Here is a 20,862-nt window from a genome sequence, read left to right as displayed (position 1 = left end):
ATTCACTTGTCTTTTCCTTTTTTAACGGGACAAAGAAAATGCGACATTACTCAATGTCGCTAATAACGTTTCCATTTTAGCACATGAAGCAATGTCGCCGCATCTTATATAACTGCTATTTTTAAATTTAAAGTGTGGGAATTCATCCCATTCTCTTTTACTGCTGAGCTTCCTCTTTATAATCACAACTTGTACAGACGACTTGAGTTCCTTTTTTCTGTTTCTTCTCCACAAGCAGATTTTCACATTTCGGACATTTTCTTGCAATCGGCTTATCCCAAGATACGAAGTCACAGCCCGGGAATCGATCACAGCCATAAAATGTACGCTTTTTCTTCGATTTTCGCTCAACGATATTTCCTTCTTCACATTTCGGACACTTTACACCAATCTCTTTTACAATTGGCTTTGTGTTGCGGCAGTCAGGAAAATTAGAGCATGCCATAAATTTTCCGTAGCGTCCCATTTTGTATACCATAGGTGAACCGCATTCTTCACAATCTTCTCCGGCAGGTTCATCTTTAATCTCCACTTCGCGCATTTCTTTTTCAGCATGTTCTAAGCGTTTTTCAAAATCACTGTAAAATTCGTCAATAACACGCACCCATTGAACATTACCATCTTCCACTTCATCCAAATCGTTTTCCATTTTAGCTGTAAACTCTACATCTAAAATTTCTGGGAAAAACTCCAATACAAGCTCTAGTACAATTTCTCCAAGTTCTGTTGGAACAAAACGCTTGTTATCGAGCGCTACGTACCCGCGCTTTTGAATCGTGTCAAGTGTTGGAGCATATGTAGACGGTCGGCCAATGCCTAGCTCTTCTAATGTCTTGACTAAACGAGCTTCAGTATATCTTGGCGGCGGCTGTGTGAAGTGCTGCTTTTCATCGATGTCCTTAGAATAAGCTACTTCTCCTTCTTCTAAGTCTGGAAGAAGATTTTCTTTTTCCTCCACTTGATCATCATTGCCTTCAACATACACTTTCATAAAGCCTGGAAATTTAACTTTCGAGCCGTTTGCTCTAAATGTTACGTCTCCATTTTTCAAATCTACAGCCATTGTATCCATAATTGCAGGTGCCATTTGACTAGCAACGAAGCGCTCCCATACTAGCTTATACAGTCGATACTGATCACGCGATAAGAACTCTTTTACCTCTCCTGGTTTACGAAGAGCTGAAGTTGGACGAATCGCTTCGTGGGCATCTTGCGCGTTCGAATTTTTCTTTTCTTTACGCTTTTCCGTTGCCACAAACTGATTTCCGTATGCGTTCGTAATGTAATCTCTAGCTTCTGTTTGAGCTGTTTCTGAAATACGAGTAGAATCGGTACGCATATACGTGATAAGACCTACTGTACCTTCTTTTCCTAAATCAATTCCTTCATATAATTGCTGCGCAATCATCATTGTTTTTTTCGCTCGGAAGTTCAGTTTCCGCGCTGCCTCTTGCTGTAATGAAGACGTGGTAAAAGAAGGAGCCGCATTACGCTTTCGCTCACGTTTTGTTACTTTAGAAATTGAAAATTCATTTCCATCTAATTGTTTAACAATGTTGGTTACATCATTTTCATTCGATAGCTCTACTTTTTTCCCTTGATATTCGATTAACTGGCCTTCAAATTGGTCGTTCCCTTTTTGAAAAGTTGCTTTTACCGTCCAGTATTCTTCTGGGATAAACTTTGCAATTTCTTTTTCACGATCAATAATTAACCGCACTGCAATTGATTGAACCCTTCCGGCACTTAATCCTTTTTTTACTTTTTTCCACAGCAATGGACTGATGTTGTAGCCAACCAGCCTGTCAAGAATACGGCGTGCTTGTTGAGCATCTACTAAATCCATATTAATTGCTCGTGGATGTTTAAAAGATTCTTTAATCGCTTCTTTTGTAATCTCGTTAAATACTACGCGACAGTCCGATGCAATGTCTACATCCAAACTGTGCGCCAAGTGCCATGCAATAGCTTCTCCTTCACGGTCTGGATCGGCTGCTAGGTAAATCTTTTTTGCTTTTTTAGCCGCTGTTTTTAGTTCTTTTAAAACCGGGCCTTTCCCGCGAATTGTAATATATTTCGGATTGTAATCCTGTTCAATATCAATTCCCATTTGACTTTTAGGTAAATCGCGAACATGTCCCATCGATGCTTTTACTTTATATTTCTTTCCTAAATAACGTTCAATTGTTTTAGCCTTTGCAGGCGATTCTACAATTACTAGGTAGTCAGACATCTATTTGTTCCTCCTCAAGAGGTAGAATAAAATCTTCATTATTATTAAATATTTGGTTCTTGTTTGTCAAATGTCCAAAAGATAAGTCATACGATTTTACTACGTATCTCACTAGTATTTCATACCATGCAAGAATATGACTACTTTGAAACATTCATCTTATATACATCATTTCATCTGTAATATCAGCAGCGCTTTGCACAAGTTTTGCCCCTAATTGGATTAACTTATTCGTTCCACATGATGTTTCTTCAAAAATAGAACCCGGTATGGCAAATACTTCTCTTCCTTGCTGAAGCGCCTGGTCAGCGGTAATAAAAGATCCACTTCTTTCTTTTGCTTGCACCACCAACGTGCCTCCTGTTAATCCGCTAATGATTCTGTTTCTGCGAGGGAAAAACCATTTCGTCGGCTTCATAAACGGGGCATATTCAGAAAGCAGCAAATGATGCTGCGCAATTTCTCTTGCTAAATTTTGGTTTCCTCTTGGGTAAATATTATAAAACCCTCCGCCTAAAACTGCAATCGTTTTAGCTTTTTCAGCGATAGCCAGTTCATGAGCAGCCTGGTCAATCCCTAGAGCTAGTCCACTTACAACGACAAATTCTTCATGCAGCATCGGCTTAACAATATGAGTCAGAGCTGCAGTTCCATATGAAGTGGGATTCCTTGTTCCTACAACGCTTAAGCTTTCTGGAGCGTGTAGAAGAGAAACCTTTCCTCTTGCAAATAATACCCAAGGCGGATCATAAATATGGCGCAAAAGTTCAGGATATTCATTATCTAGGATGGTGACACATTGAATATTCTCAGCGTCATATTTATCTAGAATATCTCGTATTGGAATAGTTTGCAAATCTTTTTTTATTTGATTAGCACGTTCAATCGAGAGAGTCAATAGTTTTTGAAGCTGTGATGGAGAGTACTCGTAGAGATTTTGTAATGAAGAATTCTGTTGAAGTAGCGTAAAAATTTGTTTCCAATTAACAGATGGACAATGTGCTAAATGAATTAATTTTTCCCGTAAATCAGACATTCTACAATCTCCTTTTTAAATGGACAAAATAGCCCCCGGTCAAAGGAGGCTATATGTCTTCTATTAATGAGTCTTACACTGCTCGTAAATGCCTTGTTCTTTTAACACTTTAATAAGTGTTTCTCCCATAACAGATGGTGTTTCAGCTACTTGGATACCGCACTCATTCATTGTTTTAATTTTTTCAGACGCTGTCCCTTTACCACCTGAAATAATAGCACCAGCATGGCCCATACGTTTTCCCGGAGGTGCTGTTTGACCGCCAATGAAGCCGACCACAGGTTTTGTCATATTTGCTTTTACCCATTCTGCCGCTTCTTCTTCTGCCGTACCGCCGATTTCACCAATCATAATTACTGCATACGTATCTTCATCTTCATTAAACGCTTTTAATACATCGATAAAGTTCGTGCCGTTCACTGGGTCACCGCCGATACCAACAGCTGTTGATTGGCCAATGCCAGCTTCAGAAAGTTGATGAACAGCTTCATATGTTAATGTACCAGAACGTGAAACTACACCTACATGACCTTTTTTGTGAATGTACCCTGGCATAATTCCAATTTTACATTCTTCCGGTGTAATAACACCTGGGCAGTTAGGTCCCACAAGGCGCGTACGTTTTCCTTCCATATAACGCTTTACTTTTACCATATCTAATACTGGAATACCTTCCGTAATACAAATAACTAAATCTAAATCTGCGTCAACTGCTTCAATAATGGAGTCAGCTGCGAATGCTGGCGGAACATATACAACAGAAGCCGTTGCGCCTGTTTTTTCTTTTGCCTCGGCAACCGTATTAAATACCGGAACACCTTCTACTTCTAAGCCGCCTTTACCTGGCGTTACGCCACCAACAATTTTCGTTCCATATTCTAACATTTGCTGTGTATGAAAAAGGCCAACTCCGCCTGTAATTCCTTGTACAATTACTTTTGTATCTTGATTAATAAATACGCTCATTCCTATCCCCCAGCCTTTCTATTTCACTAGTGAAACGATTTTTTGTGCGCCGTCTGCCATAGATTCAGCAGCTGTGATATTTAAGCCTGATTTTTGTAAAATTTCTTTTCCAAGTTCAACGTTTGTTCCTTCTAAGCGAACAACTAATGGAAGGCTTAATCCAACTTGTTTCGTTGCTTCAACAACACCTGTTGCAATAACATCACATTTCATAATCCCGCCGAAAATATTAACGAAAATACCTTTTACATTTTGGTCAGATAAAATAATTTTGAATGCTTCTGTTACTTTTTCAGCAGTTGCGCCGCCCCCAACATCCAGGAAGTTAGCAGGGTCGCCTCCGTAATGCTTAATAATATCCATCGTTGCCATTGCTAAACCTGCACCGTTTACCATACAACCGATATTACCGTCTAGTGAAATGTAGCTTAAGTCATATTTAGATGCTTCAATTTCTTTAGCATCTTCCTCTTCAAGGTCACGATATTCAAGAATATCTTTTTGACGATACAGCGCATTTGAATCAAAGTTTAACTTCGCATCCAATGCCATAACGTCTCCGTCACCTGTTACAACTAGAGGATTAATCTCTGCAATTGAGCAGTCTTTTTCAACAAATACTGTATATAAACCTGTCATGAACTTAACTGCTTTTCCAACTAATTCTTTTGGAATATTAATATTAAATGCAAGTCTGCGAGCTTGGAATGCTTGTAAACCAATCGCAGGATCTACATATTCTTTAAAGATTTTTTCAGGCGTTTTTTCCGCCACTTCTTCAATTTCAGTTCCACCTTCTTCAGAACCCATCAATACAACTTGAGACGTTGCACGATCAAGAACTAAACCGATGTAGTATTCTTTCTTAATATCGCATCCCTCTTCAACTAACAAGCGCTTAACTTCTTTTCCTTCAGGGCCTGTTTGGTGTGTTACGAGGGTCTTTCCTAAAATATCTTGTGCATATGTACGAACTTCATCTAAGTTTTTTGCTACTTTGACACCGCCCGCTTTACCGCGTCCACCAGCATGGATTTGTGCTTTCACCACTGATACTTGTGAACCTAATTCCTTTGCTGCTTCAACTGCTTCTTCAACAGTAAAAGCTACTCGACCGTTTGGTACTGCAACCCCATATTTTCTGAGTAGTTCTTTTCCTTGATACTCATGGATATTCATTTCCCATCCTCCTAACATAATCAACCACAAAACTATACTGCACAAAATAGACTGCGCTTTCATTGTATAAAAATAATTGTCTAATTGTCTACTATTCTAGTGAAAAATATTGAAATAATAAGAAAATTGATATTTTTATGGAGATAGTACTTAACTATACCTTATGAAGTCGATGAGGCTTTGCGGACGTTAAACGTATAGTTGGTCATTTAAATCAACCTTCATAACTAAAGCGAACTGAGAGGAAAATAATTTACGAACTTCACCCTCTACAATATCTCCACTTAAATAGGCTATATTCTTTTTGAACCTAAAATCCCGCATGTGAAACATGCGCTAAAAAGCAGAGATATGCTCGGGTATCATGTTCTAGTTTACTTGGTTTTTTATCGGTGCAAAAGATCGGCGATGTTCTGGCAAAATTCCATATTTTTCGATTGCTTCTAAATGTTGTTTTGTTCCATATCCCATATGTTTTTCGAATCCATATGCAGGATATCGTTCACCAAGTTCTTTCATCATTCGATCTCGCGTCACTTTTGCAATAACAGAACTTGCAGCAATCGAAATGCTTGTAGCATCGCCTTTGATGATTGACTGCTGCGAAATAGGCACCGGCAGCTTCATCGCATCAATAAGCAGTTCATCAGGCTGAACAGCTAGAAGTTCAATTGCTTCAGTCATTGCCTTTTTTGTTGCTTCATAAATATTAATAGAATCAATAACCTCTGCCCCTATAATGCCTATACCGATAGCAACAGCGCTTTTACAAATTTCTTCATAAAACGCTTCTCGCTTTGCCTCTGATAACTTCTTGGAATCTGTCAGACCAGGAAGAAAAAAATCAGGAGGCAAAATAACGGCAGCCGCTACTACCGGTCCCGCTAACGGCCCTCTTCCTACTTCGTCTACTCCGGCAATATAGGTTGCTCCTTGGCTATATAATTCATTTTCATATGCCATCATTTCATCAAACTGTTTCTTCAAGCGCTCAGCGGCTTCAAATTGCCTTTGTTTTTGAATAATAACCTGCTGCACACCTTTACGTTCATCTTGCGCATATGCCTTAAATAAAGCATCTTCCGGGCTTCTCACTTGCTTTAGTTCTTCTTTTATTTCCTTAATACTCTTTTTCATTAGCTCCACCTTCTTTATATCAACATTTTCACACGGCACCTTTACATAAAAAACGCCTCATGCTGAAAAGGCAGAGGCGTTTTTTGTTTCAGTTCGCAATGTATTGCTTACAGCTGCCGTTCAGCTTCACTTGGATCATCAAATGTAAAGGTGCCAATTTTATCCGTTCGAATTTCTCGAAGAACAAGCTCAGCTGTTTTATCGTAATCCACCATGCCGCCACCCATTAAACAGCCGCGGCGCGACCCAATTGCATCAAAAAGCTCTACAATATCTTCAGGGATTTCATTTAAATCATAACGCTGCTTTAATTGTTCTGGGTAATGGCTAGATAAGAAGCGCAGTGCATAAACAGCGACATCTTGCATATTTAAAATGGTATCTTTGATAGCACCCGTTGTCGCAAGCTTATATCCAACTTTTTCATCTTCAAATTTAGGCCACAAAATACCTGGCGTATCAAGTAGCTCCAGCTCATTCCCTACCTTAATCCACTGCTGTGCTTGCGTCACACCTGGACGATCTCCGGTCTTGGCGATTTTTTTGCTGGCAAGGCGATTAATCAACGTTGATTTACCGACGTTAGGAATCCCTACAATCATCGCTCGGATAGCGCGGGGTTTTTTAACTCCTTTTGCGCGCATGCGGTCAAACTTCTCTTGAAGAAGTTCTTTGGAAGACGAAACAATTTGTTTCATTCCTTTACCTGCTTGTGCGTCAATAGCTAAGGCATAAATACCTTGTTCTTTGTAATAATCTAGCCACTGCTGAGTAACGCGCGGATCAGCTTTGTCCACTTTATTCAGCAATACGATTCTCGGCTTGTTCACAATAATCTCATCAATCATTGGATTTCGCGATGATTGCGGAATGCGTGCATCAACCAGTTCGTATACAATATCAATCAATTTTAGCTTTTCAGTTACTTGTCTTCTGGCCTTGGCCATATGGCCAGGAAACCATTGAATTGTCATATTTTACTCACCTTTTATATTTTACTTTGCAAAACGTGCTTCTTTAATCGGCCAGTATACGGCACTCGTTTTACCAAGCACCTTGTCCATGCTCACAAAGCCAATCTGACGGCTGTCTTTACTGTAGCGTCGATTGTCTCCCATCACGAACAAATAGCCTTCTGGCACAGTCTTTTTACCCGTTACGTCTTCTAGTTTAAAGTCTTCGGTTAAATTACCGTCAATCACTTCTTTTTTATACTGATCTAAATAGGGCTCTTTATAAGCTTTTCCATTTACATATAGCGTATCATTTCGATACTCAATATGATCACCCGGCAGTCCGATAATACGTTTTATGTAATCTTTTTCCGCTGTAGCATGAAAAACAATAATATCAAAGCGATCAGGATCACCAATCTTATAGGAGAACTTATTTACAATCATTCGATTTTGGTCATGCAGCGTAGGCATCATAGAAAGTCCATCTACTACAATCGGTGCAAACAAAAAATAGCGAATTACAACAGCTAACAGTACGGCAATGGCGATTGCTTTTATCCATTCCCACAGTTCATTTTTCTTTCGAGCCATCTTCAGTCCTCCAACTCTTATGTCATACCTTTATTTTAAACGATAATGTTTGAAACGCCTAATAAATAAATAGAATAAAAAAATGATGACTTGTACGTCTATTTTTTACTGTCAGAGAACGAATCGTTCTAAAAAAACATTTGAAAAAAGGAGCTTGTATAAACAAGCTCCCCTTTACTATTATCGAATTTCTTTAATACGCGCAGCTTTACCACGTAATTCACGTAGGTAATAAAGTTTCGCACGGCGTACTTTACCGCGGCGCATTACTTCGATTTTTGCAATTTTTGGCGTATGAAGTGGGAATGTACGCTCTACACCTACACCGTAAGAAATCTTACGTACTGTAAATGTTTCGCTGATACCACCGCCACGACGCTTAATAACAACACCTTCAAATACCTGAACACGTTCACGAGTACCCTCAACGATATTTACGTGTACACGTACAGTATCACCAGGACGGAACGTAGGAAGATCTGTTTTTAATTGTTCTTTTGTAATCTCTTCGATTAATTTTTGCATCGCGTGTTTCAACTCCTTCCAACAGACGCTCATACCAATGCTTTTCAATCATTGCAGCGGAACATCGTTATAGGTGACCAGACATCTGCCCAAGCCACAAAATCTATCTTAGCACACTCTTATACCGTATGCAACAGAGTTTATGCATAAATTTTATGGATTTATGAAAGCTGGTTTTCTTCTTTTAATTGAGCTACTAGTTTCTTTTGCTCTTCCGTTAGCTCCATCTTTTCAAGCATATCCGGTCTTCGAAGCAGCGTGCGCTTTAAAGACTCTTTTTGGCGCCACTGTTCAATTTTTTTATGATTTCCTGACATAAGTACTTCAGGAACCGTTAAGCCTCTAAAATCAGCAGGACGCGTATAGTGGGGGTGCTCTAGTAAACCTGTACTGTGTGAGTCCTGTACAGCTGAATGATTATTGCCAAGCACATCGGGAAGCAGGCGAACAACGCTATCGATCACAACCATTGCACCAAGCTCTCCTCCAGTTAATACATAGTCACCAATTGAAATTTCATCAGTTACCAACTGCTCACGAATTCGTTCATCATATCCTTCGTAATGACCGCAAATAAAAATTAAATGCTCTTCTGCTGCTAGCTCTTCTGCTTTTGCCTGTGTATAACGTTCGCCCTGCGGACAAAGCAAAACTACCCGGGGCTTCTTAGCTGTTTCAGTCAGCTTTTCTACAGCGTCAAAAATAGGCTGAGGCGTCAATACCATTCCAGCACCTCCGCCGTAAGGATAATCGTCCACATTTTGATGTTTGTTCGTAGAATATTCTCGGAAATTAACTACATTCAGTTCAACCGCATTTTTTTCCTGTGCTTTTTTCAAAATTGATTCACCAAAAACACCGTCAAACATAGAAGGAAATAGCGACAGTACATCAATTTTCATTAGTCCAATAACCCTTCCATTACTGTAATAACAATCTCTTTTTCATCTATATCAATAGATTGTACAACGTCGTCGATGTAAGGAATAAGAACTTCTTTTCCGCCTTTTTTAACAACCCACACATCATTAGCTCCCGGCGTTAAAATTTCTTTGACCGTTCCTACCTCTACTCCGTCTTCTGTTTTTACTGTACAGCCAATAATTTCGTGGAAATAGAATTCACCGTCTTCTAAATCCGTTAGCTGCTCCTCAGGGATTTTCACTTCGCAGTTTTTATACTGCTCAACATCATTTACGTTTTGATAGCCTTCGAATGTAAGCAGATCAAAATTTTTATGCCTGCGGTGGCTTGCTACCGTTACTTCTACCGGCTCGCTTTGCTTTTCTTTGAAGATATAAAGTTTATTTCCTTTTTCATAGCGCTCATCAGCAAAATCCGTAGTTGATACAATACGAACTTCTCCTTTTACACCATGGGTATTCACAATTTTTCCAACCTTAAACCATTTCATGCTTCTTCACCTCTATCTAATTTCAACAACTTTGCTATCTTTTATAATAATTGTTTTACTTTCTTTTATCTTTTCCCAATCATCGCCGATTTTTACCTCTACTAAGGCATCCAGTTCCGTTTCAACGAGTTCGCTCCCTAAAGGAAGCTTTTCTAATTGCGTCAGCTGAAAGTTCAACACTTCAATTTTTTCAAGGCGAGCGGATTTTTCTTTTTCAAACTGACTATGTAATAAAGAAGAACCTTTATTGGCTTTTTCCATGTGCTTTAACTGAAATTTCAGCTGTTCCATTTCTTTTTCAAGCGCCTGCTTGCGGTTTATAAAACGATTTTCAAGATCTTGTTTGCTTGCTTCAGTTAACACTTGTTTCACAACCACTTTTTGAATAATGTTCAAAACGTTCCCTCCGCCCTCAAGATAGTGACCTTGTGCTTTTCACATGCATATTGAAATAGCTACCTTTTGCTCGCAAAAGACTTACTGTGATCAAAACGTTCATCTTATCATAACATAAAAAAAGGGCGAGGTTATCCCTCTCCCTTTTTGATTACTCTTGAATTTTCACATACACTTTTTTACCTTGCTGTGATGCTGCTGCATTCACAACAGTTCGAATCGCTTTTGCAACGCGGCCTTGTTTGCCGATTACTTTGCCGACATCTTCTTGGTGAACAGTAAGGATGTAAGTCACTTGACGTTCATCTTCTTGTTCCTCCACTTTAACATCAGCTGGATAATCAACAAGCGGCTTTACAATTGTTTCGATTAGTGATGTCATCTCGAGTGAAATTATTTTCCTAATTTAGCATTATGGAATTTTTCCATGATGCCTTCGTTAGAGAAAAGGTTACGAACTGTATCAGATGGTTTAGCACCATTTTGTAACCATTTAAGAGCTAGCTCTTCATCGATTTTAACTTCAGCTGGTTGAACTACAGGATTGTAAGTTCCAACTACTTCGATGTAACGTCCATCACGTGGTGAACGAGAGTCTGCTGCTACGATACGATAGAAAGGAGATTTTTTAGCTCCCATACGTTTTAAACGAATTTTTACTGCCATTTTATAAAGCACCTCCGAATATGTTTCAACAAGATAATATAATATCAAATAGGTAAAATGTTTGTAAAGGTTTTTTTCTTAACACTAGAAAAATATTTTATTTTCTTTGGTTTTTCAGTCCAAATCAAGCATTTTATCATGAAAAGAATGGAAGTTTCATACCCTTTTTCTTGCCTTTTGACATATTTGTCATTTGTTTCATCATTTTTTTCATGTCTTCAAATTGTTTAAGTAAACGGTTGACTTCTTGTACAGATCGTCCGCTTCCTTTTGCAATACGCTTTCTTCGACTTGCATTAATGATTTCAGGGTTTGTTTTTTCCGCTTTCGTCATGGAACGAATGATTGCTTCTACATGATTAATTTGCTTTTCATCAACCTGCAGGTTTTTGAGCCCCTTTACTTTATTTGCGCCCGGAAGCATACCAATTAGCTCATCAAGCGGTCCCATTTGACGCACCTGAGCAAGTTGATCTAAAAAGTCATCAAATGTAAATGACTGCGTGCGCAACTTAGCTTCAAGCTCTTTTGCTTTTTCAGCATCTACATTTGCCTGAGCCTTTTCGATAAGCGTCAGCACATCACCCATACCTAAGATACGGGAAGCCATACGCTCTGGATGGAATGCTTCAATAGCATCCATTTTTTCTCCAAGACCGACAAACTTAATTGGTGTATCGGTTACTGCACGAATAGAAAGCGCTGCACCACCGCGCGTATCGCCGTCTAGTTTCGTTAATACAACTCCAGTTAATCCTAATTGCTTATTAAAGCTATCCGCAACGTTTACCGCATCTTGACCCGTCATCGCATCGACAACAAGGAAAATTTCGTCTGGGTTAGAAAGCTCTTTGATCTGTTCTAACTCCTCCATTAGATTTTCATCAACATGCAAACGTCCCGCTGTATCAATTAATACATAATCGTGATGCTCTTCTTTCGCATGAGCAATAGCTTGTTTCGCAATCTCCACAGGACTTACTTGATCACCTAATGAAAAAACAGACATGCTAAGCTGTTTCCCTAGTGTTTCAAGCTGTTTAATAGCTGCCGGACGATAAATATCTGCTGCTACAAGCAATGGATTACGGTTATATTTTTTACGTAATAAATTGGCAAGTTTACCGGTTGTTGTTGTTTTACCTGCACCTTGAAGTCCAACCATCATAATTACAGTTGGAGCTTTTGGAGCTACTGCAATCTTGCTTTGCTCTCCGCCCATAAGTGCAGTTAATTCTTCTTGTACAACCTTAATAACTTGTTGTCCAGGCGTTAAGCTCTTAAGAACGTCTTGACCTACAGCACGTTCGCTTACGCGCTTAACAAAGTCTTTTACTACTTTAAAGTTTACATCGGCTTCTAAAAGGGCAAGTCTAACTTCACGCATCATTTCTTTAACATCAGCTTCGTTAACTTTTCCTTTTCCTTTTAACTTTTGCAGTGTGCTTTGCAAACGGTCGGCTAATCCTTCAAATGCCATATACGCCGCCCCCTAATCTAATTTCTCGAGCGAATCAAGAAGAGAAGAAAGCTTACTGTTCTTGTTTAAGTCAGCTGCAAGTTCGTCTTTCAGTTGTTGAACAATTGATTGACGCTCTTGAAACCGTTGAAATAACAATAGCTTTTCCTCATATTGTTCAAGCATTTGCTCTGTACGTTTTATATTATCATAAACTGCTTGACGACTCACATCAAATTCTTCCGCTATTTCACCGAGGGAATAATCATCCAAGTAATAAAGTGACATATAACTTCTTTGTTTGGGCGTCAACAGCGCCTGATAGAAGTCAAATAAGTAATTCATTCTTGTTGTTTTTTCGAGCATATGCACGCTCTTTTCAACCATCTGACCGCCCCCTTGTTAAGTGAAAAGCCTTTACATGTTATTAGTTTAACTAGGCTAGGTTTGAATGTCAAGTTTTTTCCTTAACACCTCACATTTTCCCACTTGAAAGAGATGGAGATATGATTAAATTACTTCAATTTAAAGACGAACAAACGGGTTAAGGGAGCTCGTATGAAACCTGCATCCACCCTACTAATAAAAAAATCCGAACGATTAATCGTTCGGATCTTTCTTCAGCTAAGATACTTATATCCCAGCCTCTTTTTAGATTACGCCTCTTTTTCTGTTTCTTCTTCTACAGCATTGGCAAATAACCCATAGATATATTGCTCCGTGTCAAACGGCTGAAGGTCGTCTACTTTTTCTCCAAGTCCAACGAATTTAACAGGAAGCTTCAGTTCATTTCGAATGGCAAGAACAATTCCGCCTTTAGCCGTACCATCTAGTTTTGTTAACACAATTCCCGTCACGTTCGTTGCTTCTGAGAATGTTTTAGCCTGACTTAAAGCGTTTTGACCCGTCGTCGCATCAAGTACAAGAAGTACTTCATGAGGAGCACCAGGAATTTCTCGCTCAATAACACGCTTTACTTTCTCTAATTCTTTCATTAAATTCACTTTGTTTTGAAGGCGCCCTGCTGTATCACATAGTAAAACATCTGCTTTTCGAGCCTTGGCTGACTGAACAGCGTCATACATGACAGCGGCAGGGTCAGAGCCTGCAGATTGCTTAATAACATCAACACCAACGCGTTCTCCCCATACTTCTAACTGCTCAATCGCACCGGCACGGAACGTATCTCCTGCTGCCATTACGACTTTTTTGCCTTCTTGTTTGAATTTATGCGCAATTTTCCCAATTGTTGTTGTTTTCCCAACGCCGTTTACCCCTACAAACAAAATCACCGTTAAATCATTTTGCTGCATATTCAGTTCACCAATCTGCTCTTCACCAGATTCATAAATATCAATTAATTTCTCAGAGATGACAGCCTGCACATCTTGAGGGTCCTTAATATTACGGCGTTTCACTTCCGATTTTAAGTCATCAATTAAATCTAACACGGTAGCCACACCGACATCAGCACTAATTAAAATTTCTTCTAATTCCTCAAAAAATTCTTCGTCTACTTGACGATAGCGAGACACTAGATCATTCACGCGTTCTGAAAAAGAATTGCGCGTTTTTGATAGTCCATCTTTAAATTTTTGTGTAACAGAATCCGTTTGCATTGTAATTTTTTCTTTTAGTTTCTTAAAAAAGCTCATTCGTACCACCCTTTCATTCTATGAGTTAAACATATTGCTTTGATTCTTCTAAACGAACAGAGACTAATTTCGATACGCCAGGTTCTTGCATCGTCACACCGTACAGTACATCAGCTTCTTCCATTGTACCTTTTCGGTGAGTAATAACAATGAACTGTGTTTGATTACTAAATTTGCGTAAATACGTAGCAAAGCGATGAACGTTTGCTTCATCAAGCGCCGCTTCCACTTCATCTAGCACACAAAACGGCACTGGACGTACTTTCAAAATAGAAAACAGGAGAGCAATGGCTGTTAACGAACGCTCTCCGCCTGACAGCAACCCTAGATTCTGCAGTTTTTTCCCAGGAGGCTGGGCAACAATTTCCACCCCTGTATTTAATAAATCTTTCGGATCTGTTAATTTCAAATCCGCTTTTCCTCCCCCAAATAGTGAAGAGAACACTGTACCAAATTCATTGCGGATACGAGAGAAAGTATCAGAAAAACGTTTCTTCATTTCCTCGTCCATTTCTTCAATCACTTGATACAGCGTATTTTTCGCTTCGTCAAGGTCCGCTCGCTGCGTATTTAAAAATTCATAGCGCTCTGAAACGCGTTCGTATTGTTCAATAGAACCTAAGTTTACGGTTCCTAATTCATCAATTGCCAACTTAATGAGCTTGATTTTTTTCCTCGCTTCTTGAATATCTAATGTTAAAGGATACTTTTCTTTTGCTGCTTCAAAGCTAATTTCGTACTCTTCTGTCAGCTGCTGCAGACGGCTGTCTAGCTCTACGTCAATTCGATTAATTTTGACTTCTTCATCTTTTAAAGCATCCGCAATTTGTTTGTACTGACGCTGCAGCTCTTTTACAATCCTCTCTTCGTCTTCAAGTTTATTCTGGGCTTTTAACCGCTCTGATCTGCAGTCATCCATTAATTTCAACGTTTCTGTCTTTTCTTTTATTCGCTCATGCGCCGCTTCTTCGAGCTGAAGTTCACCCGAGTCGTTGCTCGTGATTTCACTCGTTAAAAGAGAAAGATCATCTGTAGTTTCAGATAAACGCTGAATGGTTTGATCAAGCTCAAAACACACTCTTTCATATTTTTCTTGCTGATTTGCGAGGAACTGTTCTTTTTTCGCAAGAAGGACTTTTACTTCTGTAAGCTCATGTTGAACCGTTTCTTTAGACGTTTGCTGTGTATGCTTGCGTGCAGCTAACTCTTCAATGTTTTTCTCTAACACATTTGCCTGCTGCTGATTTCCTTGCAAACTCGTATGCAGCTCATCAATTCGAGCGGACAAGCTCGTTTGATCTTGCCTAAAGCTAGCAATATCATGATCGTACATGGTCAAGCGGTCATTCACTGCTTTTTCTTCGATGTCAATTTGCTTTACTTCTCGGTCAGACTCCTGCTCTTTGTCTTTCAAGCGTTCCACAAATGCCTGCTGTTTATTAATTTCCTGCTGAAGTTCTTCAATCTGTGACTTTTTATCTTTCACATCTTGCTCGAGCACAAGCGTCTTTTGTTCCATCTCTTCTATTTTTGCCGTAATGGCTTCCACTTCACGCTGACGGCCTAACAAAGAGTTGGACTTTTGCTTCATTGAACCGCCTGTCATCGAACCACCGGGGTTGACGACATCTCCTTTAACGGTCACAAAACGATAGCGATGCTGTACAAGACGGGCAAGTTCATTTGCACCTTTTAAATCATTGACAACAATAACAGTTCCGAGCAAATTTTTAATAACTCGTTCGTAGGTAGCTTCGTATTTAACAAGAGATGAAGCAATTCCTACATACGCTTCATGACTCTCTAGCATAGAAATAGTTTGAGCCGGAACATAGCGGTCTTTTACAGACGTCAGTGGTAAAAATGTAGCTCTCCCGTAACCGTTTTGTTTCAAAAAGCCAATTGCCTGACGTGCACTTTGTTCGTCTTGAACGACAATATGCTGAGCTGCTCCTCCAAGCGCAATTTCAAGCGCTGTTTCATACTCTTTTGGAACATTGATTAGCTCAGCAATGGCACCTTTAATACCTGCAAGCTTCTCATCACGCGCTTTTAATACTTCTTTTACACCGTGAAAATAACCTTCATAGTCTTCTTGCATCTCTTCAAGCATTTCTTTTCGTGATTTTGTCTGCTGCACGTACTGATAAGCTTGATAAAGCGTAGACTCTTGTTTACGATAGGCTTGCCTTAATGACTCAAGCTTCTCTCCTTGCTGCTTATACACTTGTACAGCTTGCTGAAGCTCTTGACGAAACTGAGCAAGCCTTTTGATCGCCGCTTCTTTTCGCTGCGTTAATTCACGGCGCTGTTCTACGTATTGCTCGTTGGATTTTGTTAAACGCTGCTCTTTTTCAAACGTTTGCAATTTTTGCTGCTCTAAAAATGAAATTTCATTTCGGGCGGATGTCTGAGCGTTCGCTAATTCAAAATACTCGCTTTTCATCTGTTCAAGTTTTTCTTCTAGATTCTCGCTGTACTGCCTGAACAGTTGTTCCTGCTCAGTAAGCTTCAGACGTATCTCTTGTACTTCTTTTTGAGATTGCTCAAGATCTTTTCCTTCGCTGTCTTTTGCTTTACTTAGCTCTTGATGCTTATGAGTATACTCTTTTACTAAACGTTCCAGCTGCTCTTTATTTTGAAAGGCATTTTTCTTACGCTCTTTTAATACTTCTTTTTTGCCTTCTAGCTTTTCTACTTCTTCACTTACATATAGTAGTTTTTTATGTAAAGAGTCTAGTTGTTCATCTATTTGCTGAATGTGCAAACGAAGGGTCTGGATTTCTCCTTCACGCGTGCGAATATTCGTCGCGAGAGATTCTTCAAGCTGCTCGTGCTGAGCCATTTCAGCTTTTAATTTTTCCCATTTCTGATGAAGATCTTCAACTTCAAATACCGTAACAGCCACATCAATGTGCTCTAATTCTTCTTTTTTCTGCAAATAATCTTTTGCAATAGACGATTGAATCTGTAAAGGCTCTAACTGACCTTCAATTTCATGAAGAATATCTACCACTCGATTTAAATTTTCTTGCGTTTCAAGAAGTCGAAGCTCCGCTTTTCGTTTACGCGTTTTGTATTTTAATACACCTGCTGCTTCTTCAAAAATTTTACGGCGCTCGTCAGATTTACTGCTTAGTACTTCTTCTACTTTTCCTTGACTGATAATCGAAAAAGCTTCTCTTCCAAGTCCTGAATCCATAAATAAATCGACAATATCTTTCAAGCGGCACGGCTGGTTGTTAATAAAAAATTCACTGTCTCCTGAGCGGTACACGCGCCTTGTAATACTAACTTCATGATAGTCAAGCGGGAGAAACTGGTCATCATTTTCCAACGTAAGCGTTACGTCAGCAACATTTACAGCACGGCGCGATTCGCTTCCTGCAAAAATAATGTCCTCCATTTTCCCTCCACGAAGCGATTTGGCTGATTGTTCTCCAAGCACCCAGCGTATGGCATCCGTAATGTTGCTTTTTCCGCTTCCATTCGGTCCTACTACCGCCGTTACACCTGGCACAAAATCTATCGATACTTTTTCTGCAAACGATTTGAATCCTGCAATATCTAATCGTTTGAGGAACATAGAAATCCCCCCTCACACTTGTAATCTTTTCATAGCAAATCCCCCTTTATAACGAATACGTTAAGAGGGGGATCATTTTATTTCGTTTGACTTGCTCTAATTTTCGTAATAGCTACTTGAGCTGCTTTTTGCTCTGCTTCTTTTTTCGAACGGCCTACACCAACGCCGAGCTCTTCACCATTTAACGATACGCGAGATAAGAATTCGCGATTATGCGCTGGACCTTTTTCTTGCAAAACTTTGTATTCTAATTGTCCAACTCCATCACGTTGAATCACTTCTTGAAGCTGGCTTTTGAAATCCATCACATGAGAAAAAGCACCTTCATTAATTTTTGGAAAGACAACTTTTTTTAGAATCGTTACTACCGTATCAAGCCCTTGGTCTAAATAAAGAGCTCCGATAAATGCTTCAAACACATCGGCCAGTAAAGCCGGTCTAGATCGGCCGCCGGTCATCTCTTCACCTTTTCCAAGTAACACTAGTTTACCAAAATCCATTTCATTTGCAAAAGTAACAAGCGACGGTTCGCACACAACTGCTGCACGAAGCTTCGTTAACTCACCTTCACTCATCGTTGGATACTTTTTAAATAAAAATTGTGATACGGTTAGCTCTAATACGGCATCTCCTAAAAACTCAAGACGCTCATTGTCTTCATACGGTCTTCTGCGATGCTCATTCACATAGGATGAATGTGTAAATGCTTGAAAAAGAAGCGCTTCATTTGTAAACTGAATACCAATTTCCTTTTGAAACTCTGCAAAATTTTGCTTGAATTTCACGTTCATCTTTCGATCTCGATTTGAATATTGTTTAGGCATAAAATACCTCCGCTGACATGCTTCAATTGTTTCGTAGTTTTTCCTAACATCTCTCATTATAAAACGAGGTATCCTAAAAGATACACTACCTTTTCAAAAAAAGAGGTCTTTTTTTGAAATTCTTAAAAAGAAGAGAAAGCCCCGCTGTTTAACGGGGCTTTTCATACATATACTACAGATTAAATTTGGCTCTGTATGTAATTAACTGCATCTCCTACAGTTGAAATTTTTTCAGCTTCTTCGTCAGAAATTTCGATATCAAATTCCTCTTCAAGCTCCATTACAAATTCAACTACGTCTAGAGAGTCAGCACCTAAGTCTTCTTTGAAACTAGATTCTAGTTTCACTTCACTTTTGTCTACACCAAGACGATCAACAATGATTGTTGTTACGCGTTCTAGTACCTCTGCCATTGTTCTTCACCTCCCCTCAAGTCATTATAGATGATTTCCATCTAAAATACTATGGTTGAATAATAAAGTTTATCGGTCGCCTAGTAAACGTCCCTTTGTACTTTATCACCAAATTACACTTTTCGTAAAGTGCATTTTTTACATCACCATTCCGCCGTCAACGTGAATCGTTTGACCCGTAATATAACGGCTTGCATCTGATGCTAAAAACGCAACTGCGTTCGCAACATCCTCAGGCTGGCCGAAGCTTGCAAGAGGAATTTGCTTTAACATTTCCGCCTGCACTTCTTCATTCAATTTATCCGTCATGTCTGTTGCAATGAAACCAGGAGCAACTGCATTCACTGTAATATTGCGGCTTGCTAATTCTTTGGCAGTTGTTTTTGTTAAACCAATCACGCCTGATTTTGCTGCTACATAATTTGCTTGTCCAGCATTACCGCTGACGCCGACAATTGATGAAATATTAATGATACGTCCTGCGCGCTGCTTCATCATTTGACGAGTAACCGCTTTTGTACACAAAAATACGCCTTTTAAGTTTGTATTAATAACATCATCCCATTCGTCTTCTTTCATACGCATAAGAAGATTATCACGTGTGATGCCCGCGTTGTTCACTAAAATATCTACTGAACCAAATGTAGAAATCGCTTCTTTTATCATTGCTTGTACAGAATCACTTTCTGCCACATTTGCTTGTACAGCAATTGCATCCGTTCCTAATCCTTTAATTTCATCCACAACTTCAAGAGCTTTCGCTTCGCTGCCAGAATAGTTTACAACTACTTTAGCACCAAGCTTTCCCAGCTCAATTGCAACGGCACGACCAATTCCGCGAGAAGCGCCTGTTACAACCGCAACTTTCCCTTGTAACATGTTATTCTCCCCCTTTTAGTGCGTCAATCGTTGATTTTAATGATGTAAGATCATTAACAGCATACACAGTCGCACGGCGATTTACTTTTTTCACAAGACCTGATAATACTTTTCCTGGTCCAATTTCAACAAATGTATCTACACCTTCTGCAAGAAGTGTTTCAACTGTTTCTTCCCATCTCACTGGAGAATGCAGTTGTTCCACTAGCTTGTTTTGAATATCTTGACTGTCAGTAACCGGCTTTGCTGTTACGTTTGCTATAACTGGAACCTTCGCATCGCTAAAGCCCACTGTTTCTAGCGTATCACGTAGTTTTTCAGCAGCTGGCTTCATTAAACTAGAGTGGAACGGACCGCTTACCACTAGAGGAATCACGCGTTTTGCACCTTTTTCTTTGGCAAGAGCTCCTGCTTTTTCTACGCCATTTACCGTACCAGAAATAACAATTTGACCCGGACAGTTAATATTTGCAAGCTGAACAGCGTCGCCTTCGCTTGTAATTTGAGCGGTAACGGCTTCTAGATCTTCCGCTGACATGCCAAGCACTGCTGCCATTGTACCTTGACCTGCTGGTACAGCCTCGTCCATATAGCGACCTCTTTTGTGAACAGCAACAACGGCATCTTTAAACGATAAAACCTCAGCAGCCACAAGCGCACTGTATTCTCCTAGACTGTGACCCGCAACAAAATCGGGTGTAATTCCGCTCGTTTTAAATGCTTCAAGCAGCATTGTACTCGTTGTTAAAAGAGCAGGTTGAGCGTGATAAGTTAAAGTCAATTCTTCTTGAGGCCCTTCAAAAATAATGTTTGAAAGACTGAACCCTAAAGCTTCGTCAGCTGTATGAATCAGCTTTTTCGCTTCCTCTGTTCCATCATATAAATCTTTTCCCATACCAACAGTTTGTGACCCTTGGCCTGGAAAGATAAAAGCAATTTTCCCCATT

The 20,862-nt window shown here is 39.5% G+C and carries 21 protein-coding genes; all 21 read right to left on the bottom strand.

Annotation, left to right across the window (positions count from 1 at the left end; all coding sequences use genetic code 11):
- Positions 1-157 precede the first annotated feature (157 nt).
- The 21 genes from topA to fabD all read right to left on the bottom strand — a co-directional run bounded on the left by topA (position 158) and on the right by fabD (position 20,861).
- Complete coding sequence (topA, locus tag AC4NPH_RS14640) at positions 158-2,233, bottom strand: type I DNA topoisomerase (protein ID WP_013058887.1); 2,076 nt, start codon at positions 2,231-2,233, stop codon at positions 158-160.
- 154 nt (positions 2,234-2,387) lie between these two features.
- A complete protein-coding gene (dprA, locus tag AC4NPH_RS14635) occupies positions 2,388-3,269 on the bottom strand; it encodes a DNA-processing protein DprA (protein ID WP_013058888.1) in 882 nt (293 codons plus the stop codon).
- Positions 3,270-3,332: 63 nt separating this feature from the next.
- A complete protein-coding gene (sucD, locus tag AC4NPH_RS14630; RefSeq protein ID WP_013058889.1) occupies positions 3,333-4,235 on the bottom strand; it encodes a succinate--CoA ligase subunit alpha in 903 nt (300 codons plus the stop codon).
- 18 nt (positions 4,236-4,253) lie between these two features.
- Complete coding sequence (sucC, locus tag AC4NPH_RS14625; protein WP_013058890.1) at positions 4,254-5,414, bottom strand: ADP-forming succinate--CoA ligase subunit beta; 1,161 nt, start codon at positions 5,412-5,414, stop codon at positions 4,254-4,256.
- A 369-nt stretch (positions 5,415-5,783) separates the two neighbouring features.
- Positions 5,784-6,551 (bottom strand): ribonuclease HII, encoded by a 768-nt coding sequence (gene rnhB, locus AC4NPH_RS14620; RefSeq protein WP_013058891.1) that lies wholly within the window; start codon positions 6,549-6,551, stop codon positions 5,784-5,786.
- Positions 6,552-6,658: 107 nt separating this feature from the next.
- The gene (gene ylqF / locus AC4NPH_RS14615; protein WP_491938793.1) at positions 6,659-7,525 is read right to left on the bottom strand and encodes a ribosome biogenesis GTPase YlqF; all 867 of its coding nucleotides are present in this window, start codon (positions 7,523-7,525) and stop codon (positions 6,659-6,661) included.
- 21 nt (positions 7,526-7,546) lie between these two features.
- Complete coding sequence (gene lepB / locus AC4NPH_RS14610; RefSeq protein ID WP_013058893.1) at positions 7,547-8,098, bottom strand: signal peptidase I; 552 nt, start codon at positions 8,096-8,098, stop codon at positions 7,547-7,549.
- 180 nt (positions 8,099-8,278) lie between these two features.
- Entirely contained in the window at positions 8,279-8,623 is a 345-nt protein-coding gene (gene rplS / locus AC4NPH_RS14605; protein WP_013084808.1) for a 50S ribosomal protein L19, read from the bottom strand.
- A gap of 161 nt (positions 8,624-8,784) precedes the next feature.
- The gene (trmD, locus tag AC4NPH_RS14600) at positions 8,785-9,525 is read right to left on the bottom strand and encodes a tRNA (guanosine(37)-N1)-methyltransferase TrmD (RefSeq protein WP_013058895.1); all 741 of its coding nucleotides are present in this window, start codon (positions 9,523-9,525) and stop codon (positions 8,785-8,787) included.
- Entirely contained in the window at positions 9,525-10,037 is a 513-nt protein-coding gene (gene rimM / locus AC4NPH_RS14595; protein WP_013058896.1) for a ribosome maturation factor RimM, read from the bottom strand. The genes trmD and rimM overlap by 1 nt, the downstream gene beginning before the upstream one ends.
- A gap of 12 nt (positions 10,038-10,049) precedes the next feature.
- Positions 10,050-10,433 carry a YlqD family protein gene (locus tag AC4NPH_RS14590; RefSeq protein ID WP_013058897.1) on the bottom strand — a complete coding sequence of 128 codons (384 nt, stop codon included), beginning with the start codon at positions 10,431-10,433 and terminating at the stop codon, positions 10,050-10,052.
- A gap of 151 nt (positions 10,434-10,584) precedes the next feature.
- A complete protein-coding gene (locus AC4NPH_RS14585) occupies positions 10,585-10,815 on the bottom strand; it encodes a KH domain-containing protein (RefSeq protein ID WP_013058898.1) in 231 nt (76 codons plus the stop codon).
- Positions 10,816-10,826: 11 nt separating this feature from the next.
- Positions 10,827-11,099, bottom strand: coding sequence for a 30S ribosomal protein S16 (rpsP, locus tag AC4NPH_RS14580; RefSeq protein WP_013058899.1), 273 nt, complete (start codon positions 11,097-11,099; stop codon positions 10,827-10,829).
- A gap of 136 nt (positions 11,100-11,235) precedes the next feature.
- Complete coding sequence (gene ffh / locus AC4NPH_RS14575; protein WP_013058900.1) at positions 11,236-12,579, bottom strand: signal recognition particle protein; 1,344 nt, start codon at positions 12,577-12,579, stop codon at positions 11,236-11,238.
- Between the two features lie 12 nt (positions 12,580-12,591).
- Complete coding sequence (locus AC4NPH_RS14570; protein WP_013058901.1) at positions 12,592-12,924, bottom strand: putative DNA-binding protein; 333 nt, start codon at positions 12,922-12,924, stop codon at positions 12,592-12,594.
- A gap of 290 nt (positions 12,925-13,214) precedes the next feature.
- A complete protein-coding gene (gene ftsY, locus AC4NPH_RS14565) occupies positions 13,215-14,213 on the bottom strand; it encodes a signal recognition particle-docking protein FtsY (RefSeq protein ID WP_013058902.1) in 999 nt (332 codons plus the stop codon).
- A gap of 25 nt (positions 14,214-14,238) precedes the next feature.
- Positions 14,239-17,799 carry a chromosome segregation protein SMC gene (gene smc, locus AC4NPH_RS14560; protein WP_491938792.1) on the bottom strand — a complete coding sequence of 1,187 codons (3,561 nt, stop codon included), beginning with the start codon at positions 17,797-17,799 and terminating at the stop codon, positions 14,239-14,241.
- 77 nt (positions 17,800-17,876) lie between these two features.
- Positions 17,877-18,623: a ribonuclease III gene (gene rnc / locus AC4NPH_RS14555; protein ID WP_013058904.1), complete on the bottom strand. Its 747-nt coding sequence runs from the start codon at positions 18,621-18,623 to the stop codon at positions 17,877-17,879.
- 179 nt (positions 18,624-18,802) lie between these two features.
- Positions 18,803-19,036, bottom strand: a complete 234-nt coding sequence (gene acpP, locus AC4NPH_RS14550; protein WP_013058905.1) for an acyl carrier protein — start codon at positions 19,034-19,036, stop codon at positions 18,803-18,805.
- A 138-nt stretch (positions 19,037-19,174) separates the two neighbouring features.
- On the bottom strand, positions 19,175-19,915 hold the full coding sequence (fabG, locus tag AC4NPH_RS14545; protein WP_013058906.1) for a 3-oxoacyl-[acyl-carrier-protein] reductase: 741 nt from the start codon (positions 19,913-19,915) through the stop codon (positions 19,175-19,177).
- 1 nt (position 19,916) lies between these two features.
- Positions 19,917-20,861 (bottom strand): ACP S-malonyltransferase, encoded by a 945-nt coding sequence (gene fabD / locus AC4NPH_RS14540; protein ID WP_098314816.1) that lies wholly within the window; start codon positions 20,859-20,861, stop codon positions 19,917-19,919.
- Between the last annotated feature and the right edge of the window lies 1 nt (position 20,862).

The organism is Priestia sp. MDV22-iso46, from assembly GCF_058629175.1.
This window is presented reverse-complemented; position numbering and strand designations above follow the sequence as displayed.

Excerpts from the sequence above, each read along its gene's own strand:
- topA (WP_013058887.1), bottom strand. The coding sequence starts at position 2,233 with ATGTCTGACTACCTAGTAATTGTAGAATCGCCTGCAAAGGCTAAAACA.
- dprA (WP_013058888.1), bottom strand. The coding sequence starts at position 3,269 with ATGTCTGATTTACGGGAAAAATTAATTCATTTAGCACATTGTCCATCT.
- sucD (WP_013058889.1), bottom strand. The coding sequence starts at position 4,235 with ATGAGCGTATTTATTAATCAAGATACAAAAGTAATTGTACAAGGAATT.
- sucC (WP_013058890.1), bottom strand. The coding sequence starts at position 5,414 with ATGAATATCCATGAGTATCAAGGAAAAGAACTACTCAGAAAATATGGG.
- rnhB (WP_013058891.1), bottom strand. The coding sequence starts at position 6,551 with ATGAAAAAGAGTATTAAGGAAATAAAAGAAGAACTAAAGCAAGTGAGA.
- ylqF (WP_491938793.1), bottom strand. The coding sequence starts at position 7,525 with ATGACAATTCAATGGTTTCCTGGCCATATGGCCAAGGCCAGAAGACAA.
- lepB (WP_013058893.1), bottom strand. The coding sequence starts at position 8,098 with ATGGCTCGAAAGAAAAATGAACTGTGGGAATGGATAAAAGCAATCGCC.
- rplS (WP_013084808.1), bottom strand. The coding sequence starts at position 8,623 with ATGCAAAAATTAATCGAAGAGATTACAAAAGAACAATTAAAAACAGAT.
- trmD (WP_013058895.1), bottom strand. The coding sequence starts at position 9,525 with ATGAAAATTGATGTACTGTCGCTATTTCCTTCTATGTTTGACGGTGTT.
- rimM (WP_013058896.1), bottom strand. The coding sequence starts at position 10,037 with ATGAAATGGTTTAAGGTTGGAAAAATTGTGAATACCCATGGTGTAAAA.
- AC4NPH_RS14585 (WP_013058898.1), bottom strand. The coding sequence starts at position 10,815 with ATGACATCACTAATCGAAACAATTGTAAAGCCGCTTGTTGATTATCCA.
- rpsP (WP_013058899.1), bottom strand. The coding sequence starts at position 11,099 with ATGGCAGTAAAAATTCGTTTAAAACGTATGGGAGCTAAAAAATCTCCT.
- ffh (WP_013058900.1), bottom strand. The coding sequence starts at position 12,579 with ATGGCATTTGAAGGATTAGCCGACCGTTTGCAAAGCACACTGCAAAAG.
- AC4NPH_RS14570 (WP_013058901.1), bottom strand. The coding sequence starts at position 12,924 with ATGCTCGAAAAAACAACAAGAATGAATTACTTATTTGACTTCTATCAG.
- ftsY (WP_013058902.1), bottom strand. The coding sequence starts at position 14,213 with ATGAGCTTTTTTAAGAAACTAAAAGAAAAAATTACAATGCAAACGGAT.
- smc (WP_491938792.1), bottom strand. The coding sequence starts at position 17,799 with ATGTTCCTCAAACGATTAGATATTGCAGGATTCAAATCGTTTGCAGAA.
- rnc (WP_013058904.1), bottom strand. The coding sequence starts at position 18,623 with ATGCCTAAACAATATTCAAATCGAGATCGAAAGATGAACGTGAAATTC.
- acpP (WP_013058905.1), bottom strand. The coding sequence starts at position 19,036 with ATGGCAGAGGTACTAGAACGCGTAACAACAATCATTGTTGATCGTCTT.
- fabG (WP_013058906.1), bottom strand. The coding sequence starts at position 19,915 with ATGTTACAAGGGAAAGTTGCGGTTGTAACAGGCGCTTCTCGCGGAATT.
- fabD (WP_098314816.1), bottom strand. The coding sequence starts at position 20,861 with ATGGGGAAAATTGCTTTTATCTTTCCAGGCCAAGGGTCACAAACTGTT.